The 17,453-nt window shown below is 41.8% G+C and carries 17 protein-coding genes and 1 riboswitch; of the genes, 2 read left to right on the top strand and 15 right to left on the bottom strand.

Features of this window, described 5'->3' with window-relative positions; all coding sequences use genetic code 11:
• Window positions 1-23: 23 nt before the first annotated feature.
• From MHH54_RS02575 to MHH54_RS02545, 7 genes are all read right to left on the bottom strand, one after another.
• Entirely contained in the window at window positions 24-1,520 is a 1,497-nt protein-coding gene (locus MHH54_RS02575) for a PH domain-containing protein (protein ID WP_034620218.1), read from the bottom strand.
• Window positions 1,510-1,989: a PH domain-containing protein gene (locus tag MHH54_RS02570; RefSeq protein ID WP_003214135.1), complete on the bottom strand. Its 480-nt coding sequence runs from the start codon at window positions 1,987-1,989 to the stop codon at window positions 1,510-1,512. The genes MHH54_RS02575 and MHH54_RS02570 overlap by 11 nt, the downstream gene beginning before the upstream one ends.
• 311 nt (window positions 1,990-2,300) lie before the next feature.
• On the bottom strand, window positions 2,301-3,791 hold the full coding sequence (locus MHH54_RS02565) for a DEAD/DEAH box helicase (protein ID WP_003214093.1): 1,491 nt from the start codon (window positions 3,789-3,791) through the stop codon (window positions 2,301-2,303).
• Window positions 3,792-3,956: 165 nt separating this feature from the next.
• Window positions 3,957-4,295: a hypothetical protein gene (locus MHH54_RS02560; protein WP_003213982.1), complete on the bottom strand. Its 339-nt coding sequence runs from the start codon at window positions 4,293-4,295 to the stop codon at window positions 3,957-3,959.
• A gap of 127 nt (window positions 4,296-4,422) precedes the next feature.
• The gene (locus tag MHH54_RS02555) at window positions 4,423-5,115 is read right to left on the bottom strand and encodes an alpha/beta fold hydrolase (RefSeq protein WP_003214409.1); all 693 of its coding nucleotides are present in this window, start codon (window positions 5,113-5,115) and stop codon (window positions 4,423-4,425) included.
• Window positions 5,116-5,142: 27 nt separating this feature from the next.
• The gene (murF, locus tag MHH54_RS02550) at window positions 5,143-6,507 is read right to left on the bottom strand and encodes a UDP-N-acetylmuramoyl-tripeptide--D-alanyl-D-alanine ligase (protein ID WP_106030170.1); all 1,365 of its coding nucleotides are present in this window, start codon (window positions 6,505-6,507) and stop codon (window positions 5,143-5,145) included.
• 81 nt (window positions 6,508-6,588) lie between these two features.
• Window positions 6,589-7,671: a D-alanine--D-alanine ligase gene (locus MHH54_RS02545; protein ID WP_003214019.1), complete on the bottom strand. Its 1,083-nt coding sequence runs from the start codon at window positions 7,669-7,671 to the stop codon at window positions 6,589-6,591.
• Between the two features lie 183 nt (window positions 7,672-7,854).
• Between MHH54_RS02545 and MHH54_RS02540 the strand changes: the two genes are divergently transcribed.
• Together MHH54_RS02540 and fbpB are read left to right on the top strand one after the other, a co-directional pair.
• On the top strand, window positions 7,855-8,175 hold the full coding sequence (locus MHH54_RS02540; RefSeq protein ID WP_003214131.1) for a thioredoxin family protein: 321 nt from the start codon (window positions 7,855-7,857) through the stop codon (window positions 8,173-8,175).
• 346 nt (window positions 8,176-8,521) lie between these two features.
• On the top strand, window positions 8,522-8,671 hold the full coding sequence (gene fbpB, locus MHH54_RS02535; protein WP_003214266.1) for a Fur-regulated basic protein FbpB: 150 nt from the start codon (window positions 8,522-8,524) through the stop codon (window positions 8,669-8,671).
• Between the two features lie 99 nt (window positions 8,672-8,770).
• Here fbpB and MHH54_RS02530 read toward each other — a convergent pair whose 3' ends face one another.
• From MHH54_RS02530 to MHH54_RS02495, 8 genes are all read right to left on the bottom strand, one after another.
• The gene (locus MHH54_RS02530; protein WP_003214381.1) at window positions 8,771-9,106 is read right to left on the bottom strand and encodes a hypothetical protein; all 336 of its coding nucleotides are present in this window, start codon (window positions 9,104-9,106) and stop codon (window positions 8,771-8,773) included.
• Window positions 9,107-9,223: 117 nt separating this feature from the next.
• The gene (locus MHH54_RS02525) at window positions 9,224-9,991 is read right to left on the bottom strand and encodes an ABC transporter permease (RefSeq protein WP_003214257.1); all 768 of its coding nucleotides are present in this window, start codon (window positions 9,989-9,991) and stop codon (window positions 9,224-9,226) included.
• Window positions 9,969-10,895, bottom strand: a complete 927-nt coding sequence (locus tag MHH54_RS02520; protein WP_003214395.1) for an ABC transporter ATP-binding protein — start codon at window positions 10,893-10,895, stop codon at window positions 9,969-9,971. The genes MHH54_RS02525 and MHH54_RS02520 overlap by 23 nt, the downstream gene beginning before the upstream one ends.
• Window positions 10,896-11,022: 127 nt before the next feature.
• Complete coding sequence (locus MHH54_RS02515; protein WP_034620244.1) at window positions 11,023-12,264, bottom strand: dicarboxylate/amino acid:cation symporter; 1,242 nt, start codon at window positions 12,262-12,264, stop codon at window positions 11,023-11,025.
• A gap of 78 nt (window positions 12,265-12,342) precedes the next feature.
• Window positions 12,343-12,475, bottom strand: a riboswitch (cyclic di-AMP (ydaO/yuaA leader).
• A gap of 63 nt (window positions 12,476-12,538) precedes the next feature.
• Window positions 12,539-13,561, bottom strand: a complete 1,023-nt coding sequence (locus MHH54_RS02510; protein WP_050945541.1) for an AI-2E family transporter — start codon at window positions 13,559-13,561, stop codon at window positions 12,539-12,541.
• A gap of 210 nt (window positions 13,562-13,771) precedes the next feature.
• The gene (dctP, locus tag MHH54_RS02505) at window positions 13,772-15,040 is read right to left on the bottom strand and encodes a C4-dicarboxylate transporter DctP (RefSeq protein WP_003214472.1); all 1,269 of its coding nucleotides are present in this window, start codon (window positions 15,038-15,040) and stop codon (window positions 13,772-13,774) included.
• A gap of 124 nt (window positions 15,041-15,164) precedes the next feature.
• Window positions 15,165-15,848 carry a response regulator gene (locus MHH54_RS02500; protein ID WP_003214207.1) on the bottom strand — a complete coding sequence of 228 codons (684 nt, stop codon included), beginning with the start codon at window positions 15,846-15,848 and terminating at the stop codon, window positions 15,165-15,167.
• A complete protein-coding gene (locus MHH54_RS02495) occupies window positions 15,845-17,449 on the bottom strand; it encodes a sensor histidine kinase (RefSeq protein ID WP_169901778.1) in 1,605 nt (534 codons plus the stop codon). Before MHH54_RS02495 ends, MHH54_RS02500 begins: the two co-directional genes overlap by 4 nt.
• Window positions 17,450-17,453 lie beyond the last annotated feature (4 nt).

The raw sequence follows: 17,453 nt of genomic DNA, 5'->3' as shown, positions 1-17,453 counted from the left end.
GGAAGCGGATCGACATTTTTTGTTTAAGAAGATTTATTTTTTTCATACGAATACCAATCCATTACACGTGCTGCATCTTCTTCCTCAAGGTGATGCACACCAAAGGAATCAAGCAGCGCAGAGGATTTCACAAAGGTGTGAATACTCGCCACTCGGCCTTTCTTTTGGAAGAAAGATTGCGTCATCGTATAGTTTTGCATTCGTTTTCTCAAGACAATGCCAGTGGTTTTGCCAATGCCTCTTGATGTCAGTTGAATCAATGGATCTTTGATCGTATAGCCTGATTGTTTATAAGCTAAATAACCAAAAAACAAAGCAATAGGCAGCGGAATGAGTGCCAAATACCCCCATGGCGGGAAACGGACAGATAGGATTACGCCGACAAGTAATGGCACAAAGCCGAAAGAGATCAGGTAGCGCTTGAGTGAACGCTTTGGCACCTTTTTCAGTTCAGCTTCTGGCGCCAAATGATAATCATCTGTGAATTGAGAGAGCAGTTCGTTGATTTTTTTCTTCCGAATCAGTGGAAATAAGACGGAAGAGGTTTCTTTTTCTGTAATAGAACCTCCTGCACTCACAAGCATCACCGTCGCAAAGCCAAAGGGTTCACGAAGAATATTTTCTTTGATTTTCACTGCTTGAATTCTCGCAAGCGGAATGGTCATTTGATGCCTCTCAATGAGCCCTCTTGTGATGATGATGTCTTTCCCTTTTCGTTTTGCGGTAAAATTCGCATATTGAAGGGCTGTTACCCCAACACTAAGAATCCAAGCAATCAATACGGCAATAAATATGAGAATCGCATAAATCTCAACACTCGCATGACTTAAAAAAGAAAACCGCTTGAGGAAACCGTCCAAAGGAAGAATTTCATCTATTTGTGTGTAAATGGCGAGGCACCCAGAAATAATGACTCCGATCCCGCTGGAAGTGGTCGCAGCCAAAAGCAGCTCTGGTACACCCATTCGGTAGGAAACATTGATTTCTTTTTCTACAGGTTGCTGCGCTGTCAGAGGATCATGCGGGACATCCCCATTTTCATCCACTTCTTCTTGCTGCAAGCTTTTCTTCCGGTTGAAAATCGATTGCTTTAATTGTTCCGCTTCTGCTTTTGTAATCGCCGTCAGACTCACTTCCGGACCGTCTGTTCCGCCAGCTGTTTCGATTTGGACCCGCACCAAACCAAAAATCCGTTGGAAGATACCTTCACTTGTATTCACCGTTTGAATTCGCTCTAACGAAATATATTTTTTCTTTTTTGTGATGACGCCCGATTCCACGCGAAATTCATCCTCTTCCATCCGGTAGGTAAATCGTCTCCATGCTAAAACGGTTGAAACAGCTTTCCATAAAAGAAGCACACCAAGAAAGATAAATGCATAAAAACGAATGCTCGAATTCGAGTTCACAAAAATAAGCACGAAAAAAGGGATAATGAAGTTTTTAATCATGGATACGGCATCTGATATAAAATCAATGAACATCGAGATTGGATGTACACGTTTTGGTTCAGACATCATCTTCCGTCACCCTTGCTAAACGAGATATGTAATCACGAAGCTCATCTGCTTCTTCTAATTCTAGCGCAGGTATATCATGAACTGTGGCAGCAGTCGATATTTGAACAGATGCCAAACGGTAGCGCCTTAAGAGCGGCCCTTGTGATGTATCGACATGCTGGACACGCACCATCGGTACAATCACACGTGTAACGCGAATGAGTCCATGCTGAATTTCAATTTCATTTTCGAATACTTCGTAGCGCCAGATGCGATGACGTATTTTCGGTATAAGCCAGATGCCAAAAATAACCTGCAAGACCCATAAACCGGCGAGGATGGCGCCAATCCAATATGGCCATTGAAGATAATAACTAGCAACAAATACCCCAATGATGATGAGTAAGAAAATCAATGAGATAATTCCATTTTGAAGACGCCATACCTTTAAACCATTTAAACTAATTTGACGTTGCGGCTGTTTTCTCACATTCTTCCCCCATTCTCTTACTTTTCTATCAATATATTACGAAAGAAAGCCTAAAAAGTTTCAGTAAACCTGTTAAAAAAAGCGAATCCTGCAAAGGATTCGCTTTAGATTGTTGACAAAGTGCTAAAATGATGTTGATTTTAGCACTTTGTCTTCTTTTCAGCGTGATAGAAAACCTTTGAAGTCTAGGAAGGGCGAGCACTGGCGCGGAGCGAATTGAACATTCGTGAGCACCAGCGCGCAGACCTGACAACGAATGCGAGGGTTTGTCTACACACTGAAGCGAATCCTGCAAAGGATTCGCTTTTGAATTAGCTATTATAAGATTTCTTTTGACGGCGATCGCTAGAAGAACGATTGCGGTCATTTGAAGAACGCTTTTTATCACCGTAAGATGAACGACTTTTTCCGCGATAGCCGCCTCCGCCGCCACCGTCTCTACGTTTAGAAGAGCTGCGGTTGTTACGATTGCGTTTTGAAACCATTGGTGCTTCATCTGTCAAACGAACAGGCGTTGCATCTGGCTCTTTTGTCATCATTTTGATGGCAGCCGCAACCACTGTGACAGAATCATGATCTTCTAGCAATTCAGCAGCAGCTGTCATGTAGAAGTTTAAGTTGTTTTCACTGATGATTGTGCGCAGACGATCAATGGTTACTTGTTGTTGTCCTTCGATTGCCTCATCTAGTGTTGGTTCTTTCATACGATCCATTTTACGTTTAGTTGTTTGCTCGATCGCACGAAGCATATCTTTTTCACGCGGTGTGATAAATGTCACCGCCATACCTGTACGTCCAGCACGTCCAGTACGTCCAATACGGTGTACGTAGCTTTCTGGATCTTGTGGTACGTCAAAGTTATACACGTGTGTTACGCCTGAGATATCAAGTCCACGTGCTGCAACGTCTGTTGCTACAAGCACATCGATTGAACCTTCTTTGAATTTACGAAGCGCAACCATACGTTTCGCTTGAGTCAAGTCACCATGAATTCCTTCAGCTGTATAACCTCTAAGGTTAAGTGCTTCAGTCAATTCGTCAACGCGGCGTTTCGTACGGCCGAAGACAATTGAAAGCTCAGGTGATTGAATGTCAAGAAGACGAGTCAATGTATCAAACTTCTTACGCTCATGGATATCCAAGTAGAACTGTTGGATGTTAGAGACAGTCATTTCTTTCGCTTTTACTTTTACGTGTTCTGGGTTTGTCATGAAACGTTCTGCAATGCGCTTAATTGGTGCAGGCATTGTCGCAGAGAATAAAAGTGTTTGGTGTTCACTTGGTACATTTGAAAGGATCGATTCAATGTCTTCGATGAAACCCATGTTTAGCATTTCGTCTGCTTCATCAAGCACAACAGTTTCAACATTTTGAAGACGCATTGTACGACGGTTAATGTGATCGAGTAAACGTCCTGGAGTCCCTACGATGATATGAGGATTTTTCTTGAGCGAACGGATTTGGCGACCGATATCTTGTCCACCGTAAATCGGAAGTACACGCGCACGCTTGTCTTGTCCAATTTTGTATAGCTCTTCAGATACTTGAATCGCTAATTCTCTTGTTGGCGCAATGATAATCGCTTGGATATTTGGAGACGCTGGGTCAATTTTTTCTACAAGAGGAATACCAAACGCTGCAGTTTTTCCTGTTCCTGTTTGTGCTTGTCCAATGACATCTTTATTCTGAAGACCGAGAGGAATTGTTTCCGCTTGAATCGGTGTTGCTTCTTCAAATCCCATGCGGTTAATAGCTTTCATGAGACTTTCGCTTAATTGAAAATCTTGAAACGTTATAGTCAAATTATTCAAACTCCTTCTAATTGCTGTTTCAGTAATCTCGTGAATGATCATTAAAAACTGCCCTTACCCGAAAGGACAGGTCCATTATATACAAAGCCCGAATTACCCTACCTTATATCTTACCATTACACTATTTGTTTTTCAACAAGACAGAAATGGATATATCTACTGTTCCACAATGACAGATTCACCATCACTTTGATCGCCATCCATCCATTTCCACTTTTCGAACAGTTGAATTTTTCCGTTATCCAACTGCTTAGGTGTAGAATTGCAAGACCCGCTTCTCATGCTGCCGTCTTTGCTGACATGGTGGTACCTAAAATGAAGTGTTCCATCCTCATTTACAGTTCCTACAAGTACACCAGATACAATACTGCCGCCTTGATATGTGCCCGTTAATATATTCCCGTCCTGACGATATTGAAATATGGTGCCTGCCGATACTTCTCCGTTACTCGAATTAGACTGCGGGACAAAGGTTTTTCCGTCGTATTGAAACAACCGAATCAGCCACCTTTTCTTTCCTATTGTACCATAGGCTTGTCACTCATTCGACAAAAATGATGCAATTTTTAACAAGTGGGATTCAATTTATATTAGTTTAGCCACATTTTCGCTTTTCTATAGATTAAATTGTTTTTTTTAGAAATTGCTCTACTTTTTCAAACAATTGCTGTGCACACGGCTCGTGACAAACATGATGTTTACAGTCAGGTAAATAAAACACTTCTTTCTGACGAGACGGGATTTTATGATCAATAAATTGTGCACTTGAAGCTGGCACAATCCCATCGCTTTCCCCTTGAACAATTAACACAGGGAGGTGTAGTTTCTCAAGGGAGCTCTTCGTTTGCTTCACCAGCTTCATAAATTCAACAGCGGCTGACAGCGGTGTGCTCGTTAGCTTATGACGGTATCTATCATACAAAGGGTTCGTATCAATCAGCCCAGACAATGATTCTTTCACCAACTGCCTTGTGTCTTGAATCATTTGTTTTGGATTCACATATTTCGCCGCAGCACTTAAAAGGACGAGACGAGCAACTGGATACTTCGCTGCAAGATAAGAAGCAATCATTCCTCCCATGGAAAACCCGATCAAAAAAATGGTATCACATGTTCGGTAAAGAGAAAGAAGTTCTAATTCAGCTGTCGCAATCCATTCTTGATAGAGAATACCTTTTAGCTGAAGTTCATCTCCATGTCCCGGAAGCGTGACAGACTGAACGTTCCAATCTGTCTTCTGCTTTAAATATTGCGCTAGCGGTTCCACTTCATAGGGGGCGCCAGTGAATCCATGTATACATAGACAGCCAATCATTCTGTCACCTTCTTTGCCGCTCACTTTTTATAGCGCAGTAATGACTTCTTCTAATCTCATGCCGCGTGAGGCTTTGACGAGAACAACATCGTCAGGACCTGCTACATCAGCAAGTTTTTTCTTCAGTTCCTCTTTGTCCATAAATGAGAACACGCGCGCATCACCGAATGATTTCTTTGCTCCTTCAGCGATGAATGCACCTAGGCGGCCATACGTCATCACATGATCAATGAATTCAGGCTTGATGTAGCGGCCTAGTTCATAATGATACGTTTCTTCCTCGCTGCCCATCTCAAGCATGTCTCCAAGTACAAGAATCCTATTTGCAAAGCCGTCCATATCTCCTACAAGATCAATGGCAGCTTTCATGGAAGTAGGGCTTGCATTATATGCATCATTGATAACAGTGATTCCTTTTTCCGTTTTAAACAGTTCAAGACGCATCCCTGTCAACTTTGTTTGCATGAGTCCTTGGGCGATTTGTCTTTCATTCAGTCCGAAATGCTGGCCTATGGCAATGGCAGCAAGGGCATTCTTTACATTATGTTTCCCTAATACAGGAATGAGAAACCCCTGGGCATACCCTTCGACCTGAAATTCAGTTCCTTCTGCAAGCTGGTTGATATGCGTTACCTTGATATCACAGTCCTCTGCTTCTCCAAAGGTTTTCACTTGCTGCGAAAGTGCAGTCGCTCTGTCGCGGATCAAAGGTTCATCTCCTAAATAATAAAAGGTACCATCCTTTTTTAGCCCTTTTGTGATCTCACATTTTGCATCAGCAATGGCTTCTCTTGATCCTAAATCTTGCATATGAGATTCTCCGATATTGGTGATGACTGCTGCTTCAGGCTCAGCTAGGTTTGACAAGAACTCGATCTCGCCTTTTGCACTCATGCCCATCTCCAAGACAGCTATCTCTGTACCTTCTGGCATCGCAAGAATAGTGAGCGGAAGACCAATATGATTATTAAAGTTACCGTCTGTTTTATGAACTTGATACGTTGTTTGTAAGACGGAATGAATCATATCTTTCGTTGTCGTTTTCCCGTTACTTCCTGTAATACCGACAACACGAGGGTTTTCTTCTTTTAAATATGATTTTGCCAATTGCTGCAGTGCTGCCAGTGTATCGTCGACAAGAATGACAGGTACACCGAACGGTGGATTGGCTTCTTTTTGATTCCAAAGAACGGCTGCGGCTCCAAGCTCCACTGCTTTAGAAGCAAATGTGTGACCGTTAAAATGTTCTCCAATTAAGGGGATAAACAATGCACCTTTTGATACTTTTCGTGTATCTGTCGTCACTCCGTAAATTTGCTCTTCGCCAAAAGCTTGATTAGATAGTGTCCCACCAGCCATTTGGGCGATTTGATTCACTGTACGTTTGATCATAATTTTTTCGCCTCTCTTTCTCATTTCACGTTTGAAGGAAAAGAGACACTACCTAAGGATAGTGTCTGCTTGTTGCTCACATTAAAAAGTCGTTTTAATGGTTTGTTTTTCTTGATGGCGTTCAATTGCAAGTGACACTAGCTTTTCAATTAGCTCTGGATACTCTACACCAGTGTGCTTCCAAAGAAGCGGGAACATACTGAATGGTGTGAATCCAGGCATTGTATTCACTTCATTGATCAACACTTCGCCTTTTTCTGTGAGGAAGAAGTCTGCACGTACAAGACCAGAACCATCTAGGGATTTAAATGCCTTAATCGCCATATCATGAATCGTCTTGTATTCATCTTCTGACACACTCGCAGGAATGATCAAATCTGTATCGCCATCTTCATATTTTGCTTTGTAGTCATAAAAATCTGTTTTAGGTGCAATTTCACCAACGACAGAGCACTTCGGCTCGTCATTTCCTAATACACCTATCTCGAGTTCTCTTCCTACGACGCCTTCTTCTACGACCACACGACGATCATATTGGAAAGCCAAGTCGAATGCGGTTTGCAGCTCTTCTTTGCTGCGGCATTTGCTTATTCCAACACTTGATCCCATGTTGGCAGGTTTCACAAAGCATGGATAGCCAAGTACTTGTTCTACCTGTTCTAAGCTGTCTGCTGTGGCTTTCTCATAGTCTTTTTTATTGAAGGAAAGGTGCTTTGCTTGTGCAAGTCCTGCTTGAGCAAAAACATCTTTCATCATGACTTTATCCATACCCGCGGCAGAAGCAAGAACGCCGTTGCCGACATACGGGATATTTAGCAGTTCAAGTAATCCTTGCATCGTTCCATCTTCACCATTTGGCCCGTGTAATAATGGGAAGACAACATCAATCTTCTCATCAGCGGATGCAGGCTGTGGAAACATGCTCTCATTTAAAGAAGTTGGTAAAAACGTCTTTGCGCTCTGTTCAAATTGAAGCATTCTGACGTTTGATACTGGTTCAGTGAGTTTTTCTCCTCTTAGCCATTCGCCCTCTTCTGTAATATAAATTGGATGTATATCGAACTTCTCAGTGTTAAGTGCTTTTGTAACTGCAAGGGCTGTTTGCAGTGATACATTATGTTCGGCTGACTTTCCGCCGTAAATCAATCCTAAACTTATTTTCAATGGATACTCCCCCCACTAAAATTCATCTTTACTATCTTATCACTTTCAAGCAAAAATGCTCTAATTAATTTTTGTTGTTACGGAATTGAAATGATTTGTAAAGTTGTAAGCGCCTCCCGAGCATTTGTATGTCATTCGCTTTTATTTTATATTAAAATGACATTGAAAAGGAGTTGTGACAAATTGAAAAAAATCACAAGTACTGAACAATTCAATGAAATCATTCAATCTGACAAAGAAGTCATCGTTAAATTCTTTGCAACATGGTGTCCTGACTGTACAAGAATGGACATGTTCATTCCAGACATCTTAGAGGCGTATGCTCACCATGAATGGTTTGAAATAAACAAAGATGATTTCCCTGAATTAGCAGAAGCGTATCAGGTCATGGGTATTCCAAGCCTGTTAATTTTCAAAAATGGCGAAAAAACAGGTCATTTACACAGTGCAAACGCAAAATCTCCTGAAGAAGTGACAGAGTTTCTTCAAGGGCACGTTTCTTAAATCGTGAAACGAAGGACATCAGCAAACACTTGCTGGTGTCTTTTTTTCTCCACCTCTTACATCAAATCTCTTCATAAGACGAATTGTTCAGTCAAAACGTTTCAATGAGCGAAAGAATGTTTTATATAGATGCTTCTCTTACGACAAGAAATGACAGAAATTATTTCCTGGGAAAGAATGAGCGTCGACTAGGCTTCGAATTTGTCGATTACGTGAATTTTCTGAATATAATCTTTACTTCCGGCATTGTGCTTTGTATAATAGAGGTGCTAATTGAAAATGATTATCAATTTCATCTATGTGGAATCCTATAGACGTCTATTCTTATAAAGGAGCGATGAGTCACATGTCTAAGAAGAAAATCAAAACGTATCAGCAATTGATTGAAGAAAACAAGAAAGCCATCATGCGCGATCCTAAAATGATGGAAAGTATATACGAAACCATCGACAAAAAGCATCAGAAGCAGCTTGCAGCTGCTGGACGTGAATCATAAACATAAAGGGGAGCAGTCAAAGCTGGCTGCTCCTCTCTTTTGCCTTTTTCAACAAAAAAAGCCGATAAAATCTATGCTGTGATTTTATCGGCTTTTGTTTTAATGTGATTTCGCTACGCGGTCCTGCTTCATTCCTAAATAAATGAGCATATATGTGAGATAACCCATAGTCATTGTTAAACCACCGAAGAAGAACTGAGAAAAGACAGGCTCCTCAAATGTTGTGACAGCTGCAAGTATGATCCAGCTCGCATATAAATAAACCATGAACCATTTCATGTTTCTTTTAAGTGTATACAGAAAGAAAAGACCCGCTAACGAAAAGATCCCCAGCGCTAGTCTGAAATAAATAAGATGATCAAACTGGAAGGCAAAAGACACAAACGAAAACGACAGCAGCAACAAAATGGGTAAAGCCGTAATGAAATTTTTCACGATAGTGCCACCTCCAAGACTCCCTCTTATTATAAGACAAAATCAGCCGGTTATCGTGAAATGCAGACTCGTTTTCACAAAGATGTCACGAATTTTTCTTGTTATTTGACACAATTTTTACACATTTACATCACGCTTCCAAAAAAGAACCCAAGCCGTGCCAACAAAGAAAACAAAATGCGCCCCTACCATAAATAGAGAAAACAAAGGGCTCATGCCTTGGAAGGGCGGTGGTCCTTGAAAGCTGTACTGAGTAAAGTCTGTATTAGCAAAAAGCAGGATTTTCCCCCACTGATTTTCTAAAAGAGACATAATAGGCACAAGTGATTTAGCTGCATATAAAACAAAAAACGAGGTCACAAGCGCAACGAGGCTGTTCCTAAACAAGCTGGAACACATAAAAGCGAAGCTTGCCATCATCAACACTTCCACCCACTGAGATCCGATCACAGCAAATGTATGCTGAAATAATCGTCCCGTACTTTCGTCAAATGCAGTACCAAAGAAAATAAAGCCAAATAGGAAAGCAATGACATAATAAAAAACAAACAAATAAATGACCATAAGCACAAGAGTGATGTATTTTGACAGGAAAATTTGCAGCCTTGTTTTGGGCCGTATCAATAAAAACTTGATCGTTCTTTTTTGAAATTCTGTTGAGATCAAGGTCGCGCCAATGACAACCGCGAGCACCTGTAAAATAAACACGACGTTTGTGGAATAAGCAAAATAGTTGGCGACAGTGTCTTGTCCACCAAAGCTGGAGATGACTCGTTTCAACGCTAGAGCCATCGCCAATTGAAACACAACAATCAATCCAAGTGCAATGAACGTGATCTTTTTCCTCGTAATTTTCTTATGCTCATTCTTGATGAGTTGAAGCATCTGCCGTCCCGCCTTCCGTCCATTTCATAAATGCCTCTTCAATTGATGGCTTTTGAGGCGTCATTTCAAGTACAGCAAACCCAGCCAGAACAAGCTGTTTGTTCAGCTCAGGCACTTGGTCTTTGTTCAATTGAAGTAATACATGCGCTCCGTTTCGTTCATATGTATAGGCATGTGTATCAAGCCACGCAGCCGCCTTTTCCACTGGCTGAATATTCATGAGCATCTGTTCTTTCCCCTCTATGTCTCGAAGCATGGCACTGGCTTTGATCTGTCCTTTTTGAATGATGATCATGCGGTCACATAGCTCTTCAACCTCATGCAATAAATGTGTGGCGAATAATACGGATGTTCCTTCTTCTCTTACTAGCGTTTGCAAGTGCTCCCTGAATTCCTTCATACCTGCAGGATCAAGTCCATTTGTCGGTTCGTCTAAAATGAGCAGGTTCGGCTGATGTAATATGGCTTGTGCAATCCCAAGCCTTTGTTTCATCCCCAGTGAATATGTCTTCACCTTCTGATGAATGGCGTGCTCCAGACGAACTCTTTTCACCACTTCCTGCATTCGTTCCTCTGTCACTCCATCGTGCATCGCCGCATACAGTTCAAGGTTTTCGAAGCCTGTTAAATAAGAATAAAATTCGGGATTTTCTATGATTGCACCAACAGATGACATCGCTTGTAGGAAATCCTCATCCTGTGAATATCCATTGATCATGATTCGGCCATTGTTTTTTTTCATCAAGCCAACGATCAAACGAATCAAGGTTGTTTTTCCAGACCCATTTGGTCCTAGTAAGCCGACGATTTCCCCTTTCCCTATTTCTATAGATATATCTTGTAAGATCATTTTCCGGCCAATTCGTTTATCGACTTTCTCTACTTTTAGAACAGCAGATTCCAACGTGGTTCCTCCTTCTGATGTAAAACCTAAAGCGGCAAATAAGACCGCTCATTCTGTTAAAAGTATATCACGCAAGACAAGGGACTCCATGAAAAAAAGGGCTGATCGAGTCAGCCCTTCTTTTACATTACATGGATAGGTTCGGTGATGCTGCGTCTGTCTCGTGTTTTTTCTCCGTTTCTGTCACAATCACCGCACATGCGGCGTCACCTGTAATATTGACAACGGTTCTTGCCATATCTAATAAGCGGTCTATGCCAAGGATGAGCGCAATGCCTTCAACCGGCAGATTCACAGAGTTCAGTACCATAGCGAGCATAATGAGCCCAACTCCTGGCACACCCGCTGTACCGATACTTGCTAAGACAGCCGTTAAGACAACCGTCAGCATTTGGACAAGCGTCAGTTCAACTCCATACACTTGCGCGATAAAAATAGTCGCGACCCCTTGCATAATCGCTGTGCCATCCATATTAATGGTTGCACCAAGCGGCTGTACAAAGCTTGAAATCGGCTCCGGCACCTTCAAACGTTTCTGGGCTGTTTCCATCGAGACTGGGAGGACTGCGTTACTACTTGACGTACTAAATGCGACAACCATTGCTGGAGAAAATCCTTTGAAAAATGCCATCGGATTTCGCTTCGCTAAAATGGCGACAGTTGACCCATAAGTTAGGAAGAAATGCAGCACGAGCGCAACTAACACGACCGAGAAATAAAGGCCCATCGCTTTCATCGCATCAAATCCCTGACTGCCAATGGCAGTTGCGATCAAACCGAATGTTCCGTACGGTGCGAACTTCATCACTATGCCGACAAGGTACATCATTAATTCATTTCCTTGTTCAAACAGCTTTAGCAAACCTTCCGTCTTCTTCCCAAGCATGGCAATGCCAAGACCTAAAAATACACAAAAGACGATGATTTGAAGCATGTTTCCTTCAACTAAAGATTGGACTGGATTGGTTGGGATGATGTTGAGTAGTGTTTCTGCCATTGATGGGGCTTCCTCTGCGGAATAATCAGCTGCTTTCGTATCAAAATGACCGAATGCTCCCGGCTTGATTAATAAGGCTAATGAAATGCCAATGATGATGGCAAAAGTAGTAGTAAGCAGGAAATAAGTAATGGTTTTTACGCCGATTCTGCCAAGCTTTTTCGGATCACCTAGACCTGCTACACCTAGTGTGATGGAAAAGAATACGATCGGCACCACTAACATTTTAATCAGGTTTAAGAAGATTTGACCTAGAGGCGTAAATAGATAAGGGTCTAACACTTTGAATACATTTGGAGCAAAAATGTTAAGCAATAGTCCTGTGATTGCACCTACAAACAAGGCAATAATAATTTTCGTCGCTAGCTTCAATAAAATCTCCCCTTCCTCATCAAAAAAGACCCACAAGAGAGTTTTCTCGTGGGTCTTTGTTTCCATACACGTACCACTGTTTACTCTCTTCACGCCGATGAGGTTAGCTGACGGGTTAGGACGAAGAGATGTCCTTTTTTCTCACAGAGAAAAATTCACCCCAAAAACATGGGTCCCCCATTCCTTTAGAAGGATTAAGCGTGTGGTAATATGATATTTTCATACTATTTATACCTTATTTTCGGAAAATTGTAAACAGGTTCATATGAACTTTTTAATTACTTTCTTCCTTATTCGTGACCTCCAAAATATCTAAAATGAACACAAAGATCGGGATACCAATAATCAGTCCCCAAATGCCGATGTAGTGTTCAGAGAAGATCAGCACAACAAATGTGAAGAAGATAGGGAGTTCTGTTTTTGCTGACATGAGCTTCGGGTTTAGGAAATAGGCTTCAATGGCATGGATGATGACGATCACAAGCACGATATACAGGACATACATGCCGCCTCCAAGCGTATACGCAATGATGCTGAGTGGAATAAGTGAGATAACCACACCTGCCACAGGGATTAAGCCTAGCAAAAAGACCATGACCGCTAATCCAAATAATTGCGGGAATCCCATAATACCTAGCGCAATGGTTGTTAAAACACAGTTAACAGTTGCAATAATAAACTGTGCTTCGAGTACCTTTCCGAACGTTCTGGAAAATTTACGTCCAAAGAAGGCGATTTCGTTATAGAACACAGAGATTTTACTCGTTTTGAACTTGTTCATGAATTGAATGAGGCGTTCCTTTTCGAACAGGAAGAACATGCTTAATATTAAGGACATAATGACCTGGATACTGAACGTACTGAAATCAGTTAAGTATGTATAGAGGAAATTAAACCCTTTCTCAAAGTAAGCTGATATTTTAAAATCTCCGAATACGTTCGTGATGACATCAATGAAGGGTAAATCTTGTGGATGATCTGCAATTTTCTTTCCTAAATGAAATAGCTGCTCCACCTGTTTGGCGATGATTGGCACAAACACGAATCCGCCAACCGTCAATCCACCAGCCAAAAGAATATACAAAATGGTAATAACCGATTTCTGCCCTATTTTAAGGAAGCGACTTAAAAAGCCTCTAATGACCTCTTCTAACCGATTCATCAAAAAGGTGAATATGAAGGTCAAGAGAATTAAATTCATCATTCCTCTTAATAAATATAAGGCTGTGGCTAATACTACAAATACAGAAAACCGCTTAACACCGGGTTTTTCGAACAATTTTAAAAATGCTGCCATTTCGTTATACACCTGCCAGGACTAAAGTCTATTTTTCATTGGATCTGATATACATTATATCGGATCTTTCTGTAAATTATATAACAAAAGGTCAATGAGGTCTTACGATTCGCACTAAATTTATCAAGCTTTCATGTTTTTTCTTTTTTTACACAAGAAAAAACCGAACCCCATGTAGACATAAGGTTTCGGTTTTGGGTTGTTTTTATACTATACAGCTTGCTTTATATTGCGCATTTCTTGAAGGGCTGTTTTGCTCTTCGCTTCGTCAAATTCACCTTCACTTTTCGCCACAACAATTGTCGCGATTCCATTTCCAATGAGGTTTGTGATGGCTCTTCCTTCGCTCATGAATCGATCTACACCAAGCAGAAGTGCAAGCCCCTCTAGCGGAATGACCTGTAGTGCAGCGAGTGTAGAAGCCAGCACGATAAATCCGCTTCCTGTCACCCCAGCCGCTCCCTTTGATGTGAGCATTAGAACAAGGATAATGGTAATTTGCTGGCCGATAGACAAGTCTACACCAAACACTTGCGCTAAGAAGACCACAGCCATCGATAAGTAGATCGAGGTTCCATCTAAGTTAAAGGAATACCCTGTTGGGATGACAAGACCCACAACAGACTTAGAGCACCCGTAGCGTTCCATTTTATCCATCATTCTTGGCAGCACGGATTCTGATGAGCTTGTGCCAAGAACAATTAAAATTTCATCCTTGATAAATCGCAGGTAACCAAACAGGCTGAAGCCATACATTTTACAAATGATATTCAGCACAACGAAGATGAACAGGAACATAGTCAAATAAACGGAGAGCATCAGACTTGCGAGCGGTTTAATCGATGCCAAACCAAAGTGACCGATTGTATAGGCCATTGCCCCAAATGCACCAAGCGGCGCAGCACGCATGATATATCCAATGATTTTAAAGAAAACAAGTGACAGCTTATCAAGCCACTCAATGATTCCTTTCCCCTTCTCGCCAAGTGCAGCAAGCGCAACACCGAATAAAATAGAGAAGAATAAGACCTGTAAAATATCACCCTTTGCAAAAGCATCTACCATGTTAGATGGCACAATGTGTGTGACAAATTCCATCCAGTCGATACCCTGTCCCCCGTTTTGGGTATACTGTGAAACATCCCCTTTTTCAAGCTTGCTATAGTCCAGACCTGCACCTGGCTTCATGATATTGACGACAAAAAGACCGATGACCAAAGCAAGCGTCGTGACGACTTCAAAATAAATAAATGCTTTTCCCCCAACTTTTCCAACCTTTTTCATATCCCCCATCTTGGCAATACCAAGAACAATGGTTAAGAAAATAATTGGTGCGATGACCATTTTAACGGCATTGATAAAGGTGTCACCAAGCGGCTTCATTTCTTTTCCGACGTTTGGCCAAACCATCCCGACAATGATCCCGATAATGACAGCTGCAATCACCTGAAATGTCAGGTTCTTCAAAAGCCTCTTCATAAAAAATCAACTCCCTCACCCTTTGATGTAAACGCTTAACTGTTATCTGTAGCTAAATGATAGCGATTTCATCAAAGGCTGTGAAGCTTATGAACATATCGTACATTTTGGTCTTTTTGGTCTCTTAGTCAGAATGTACGATATATTTATTGACAGGCCGGCCTACCCCGCCATATTGCATATCTAATTTCAGCTCGCCTTCTTTCACTAAGAAGTCTAAATACCGGCGTGCCGTGACACGTGCAATGCCGAGTGCATTGGCAACTTCCTCTGCAGACTGCGGACCTTCCTGCATGCCCATATAGGCTTTAATTTCATTCATCGTATGCACATTCAGCCCCTTAGGGAGCCAAGTATCTTCCTGCTTAACAGCAGGCTTTCGTATGATATCATCCAGCATCTCCTGAGAAAATTCTGCTGCTGTGCGAATTTTAGATTTAAACGCTTTATAGCTTTCAAGTGATTCTTTCATACGTTCGAACTTAAATGGCTTGATGATATAATCTCGTGCACCATTTTGAAGCATGGTGCCAATCGTCTCTTTGTCCTTTGCCGCAGAAATAACGATCACGTCCACCTGTATCTTTTGCTTTCTAATGTCTTGAAGCGTCTTTACGCCATCTTTTTTTGGCATATATACATCGAGGACAACAAGGTCTGGACGAATTTCTTTGATGAGCTGGATGCCCTGCTCCCCATTACCTGCGATTGCCGCCACTTGAAAGCCAGGAACACTCTTAATGAACTCCTTATTCACTTCTTGCACCATCGGATCATCTTCAATTAATAGCACCTTAATCTGAGTCATCTGTCTCTCTCCTCTATGATCATTGGGAATTCGATTGAGAAGGTGGTACCAATGCCGATGCTTGATGTGACTTCTACATTTCCCACCCCTTTGTCGATAATCGTTTTTACAATATACAGGCCATAGCCTGTTCCGCCTTCTTTGCCGTGTGTGAAGCCTTTATCGAAAATATAAGGAATCATTTCCTCTTCAATCCCGGAGCCATTGTCTTCAATTAAAATCGCGAGGACATCCTCGGTTTGATCAATACTAATCGAAATGCATTTTGTGTCTCTTTCTACAGTATCATACGAAGCAAAGGCGTTCTCGATCAGGTTGCCAAGCAGCTTCGTCATATCATGTTGATCTAGACGCTCAGGGAAATCACACAGACAGCTATGTTCGTCTACTTCGACCTTTATGCCTAGCTCCTTGCCCCTTCTGATTTTGCTCATCAATAATCCCGCAACGGCATCATGCTGTATGACACGGTGAAGAAAGTCCAGCACATGTTCCTGTTCTTCCGTCGTTTGAAAGGCTAGATCGAGTGCCTGATCGGCTTTACCAAGCTGAATCAGCCCGGCAATCGTATGAAGCTTATTCATATGCTCATGATTTTGCACCCGTAGACCATCAACAAAGTTTTTGACTCCAGTTAACTCCTCTGCTAATTTTGCCGCTTCTGTCCGGTCCTGAAAAATGGCGACCGCTCCAATAATTTTCTTTTTCATGACAATCGGAATCCGGCTGCTCATAATCCGCTTTCCGCTCATATGAATTTCTTCATTATAGACAGGCTCAGCACGATCAATGATCTCTGGAAGTCTTGTGTCAGACAGCACATCCCAAATATTCCGGCCTACGACATCCCCTGTCACGCCAAAGATTTGCTTCGCCTTTTCATTAAAAATGGTGATCATGTGCTGATTATCAATGGCGATGACCCCTTCATTAATAGAGTGAAAGGTTGCGGTGCGCTCCTCTAGCATTCTGACAATCTCATGCGGCTCCAGCTTAAACATTTGCTGTTTAATATGACGAGCGAGTAAAAATGAACCTACAAGCCCAAAGCTGAGCGTCAGCAAAAGGATCATGAGGATATCCCTCTTCATTTCTCCTAATATATCGATCATACTTGGCAGCGTTCTCCCTACAAGGACGACCCCTGTTTGATTAAATTGATCATCCTTCACTGGATAAAAGGCTCTGATGGCGGTCCCAAGCTCTCCCTCTGCTTCTGAGAAATAAATATGCTCGGCAAAAGCAGGCTCTTCATCTGTCCCCTCCGAACGCTGGCCAATCCTTGCTTTCACTGGATGCGTTAATCTCACATGCTCCATATCCATGACGACAATGTAGTCAGCGTCTTGAATAATCCGAATCTCTTCGATGGCATGCTGTAATCGGTCACGTTTCTTTGTTTGATCAGCTAACGCCTGCTTTACCTCATTCATCTCCGCAACTGTTCTCGCTGTGTTCATGAGCCTTTTTCGAAGCTCTCGTTCCTCTGTTTGCTGGATTCCCCCAACAAGGACAATTCCTCCGATTAAAAGGGCGAAAATGACAACGAAATATGTGAGGATGGTGAGCTTCCATCTAATAGATAATTGTTGTAATTTCAATCGA

This window comes from Bacillus sp. FSL K6-4563 (assembly GCF_038630405.1).
In the GTDB taxonomy this organism is placed as follows: Bacteria; Bacillota; Bacilli; order Bacillales; family Bacillaceae; genus Bacillus; species Bacillus pumilus.
The sequence above is the reverse complement of the archived record's forward strand: the minus strand, read 5'-3'. Positions and strand labels throughout refer to the sequence as shown.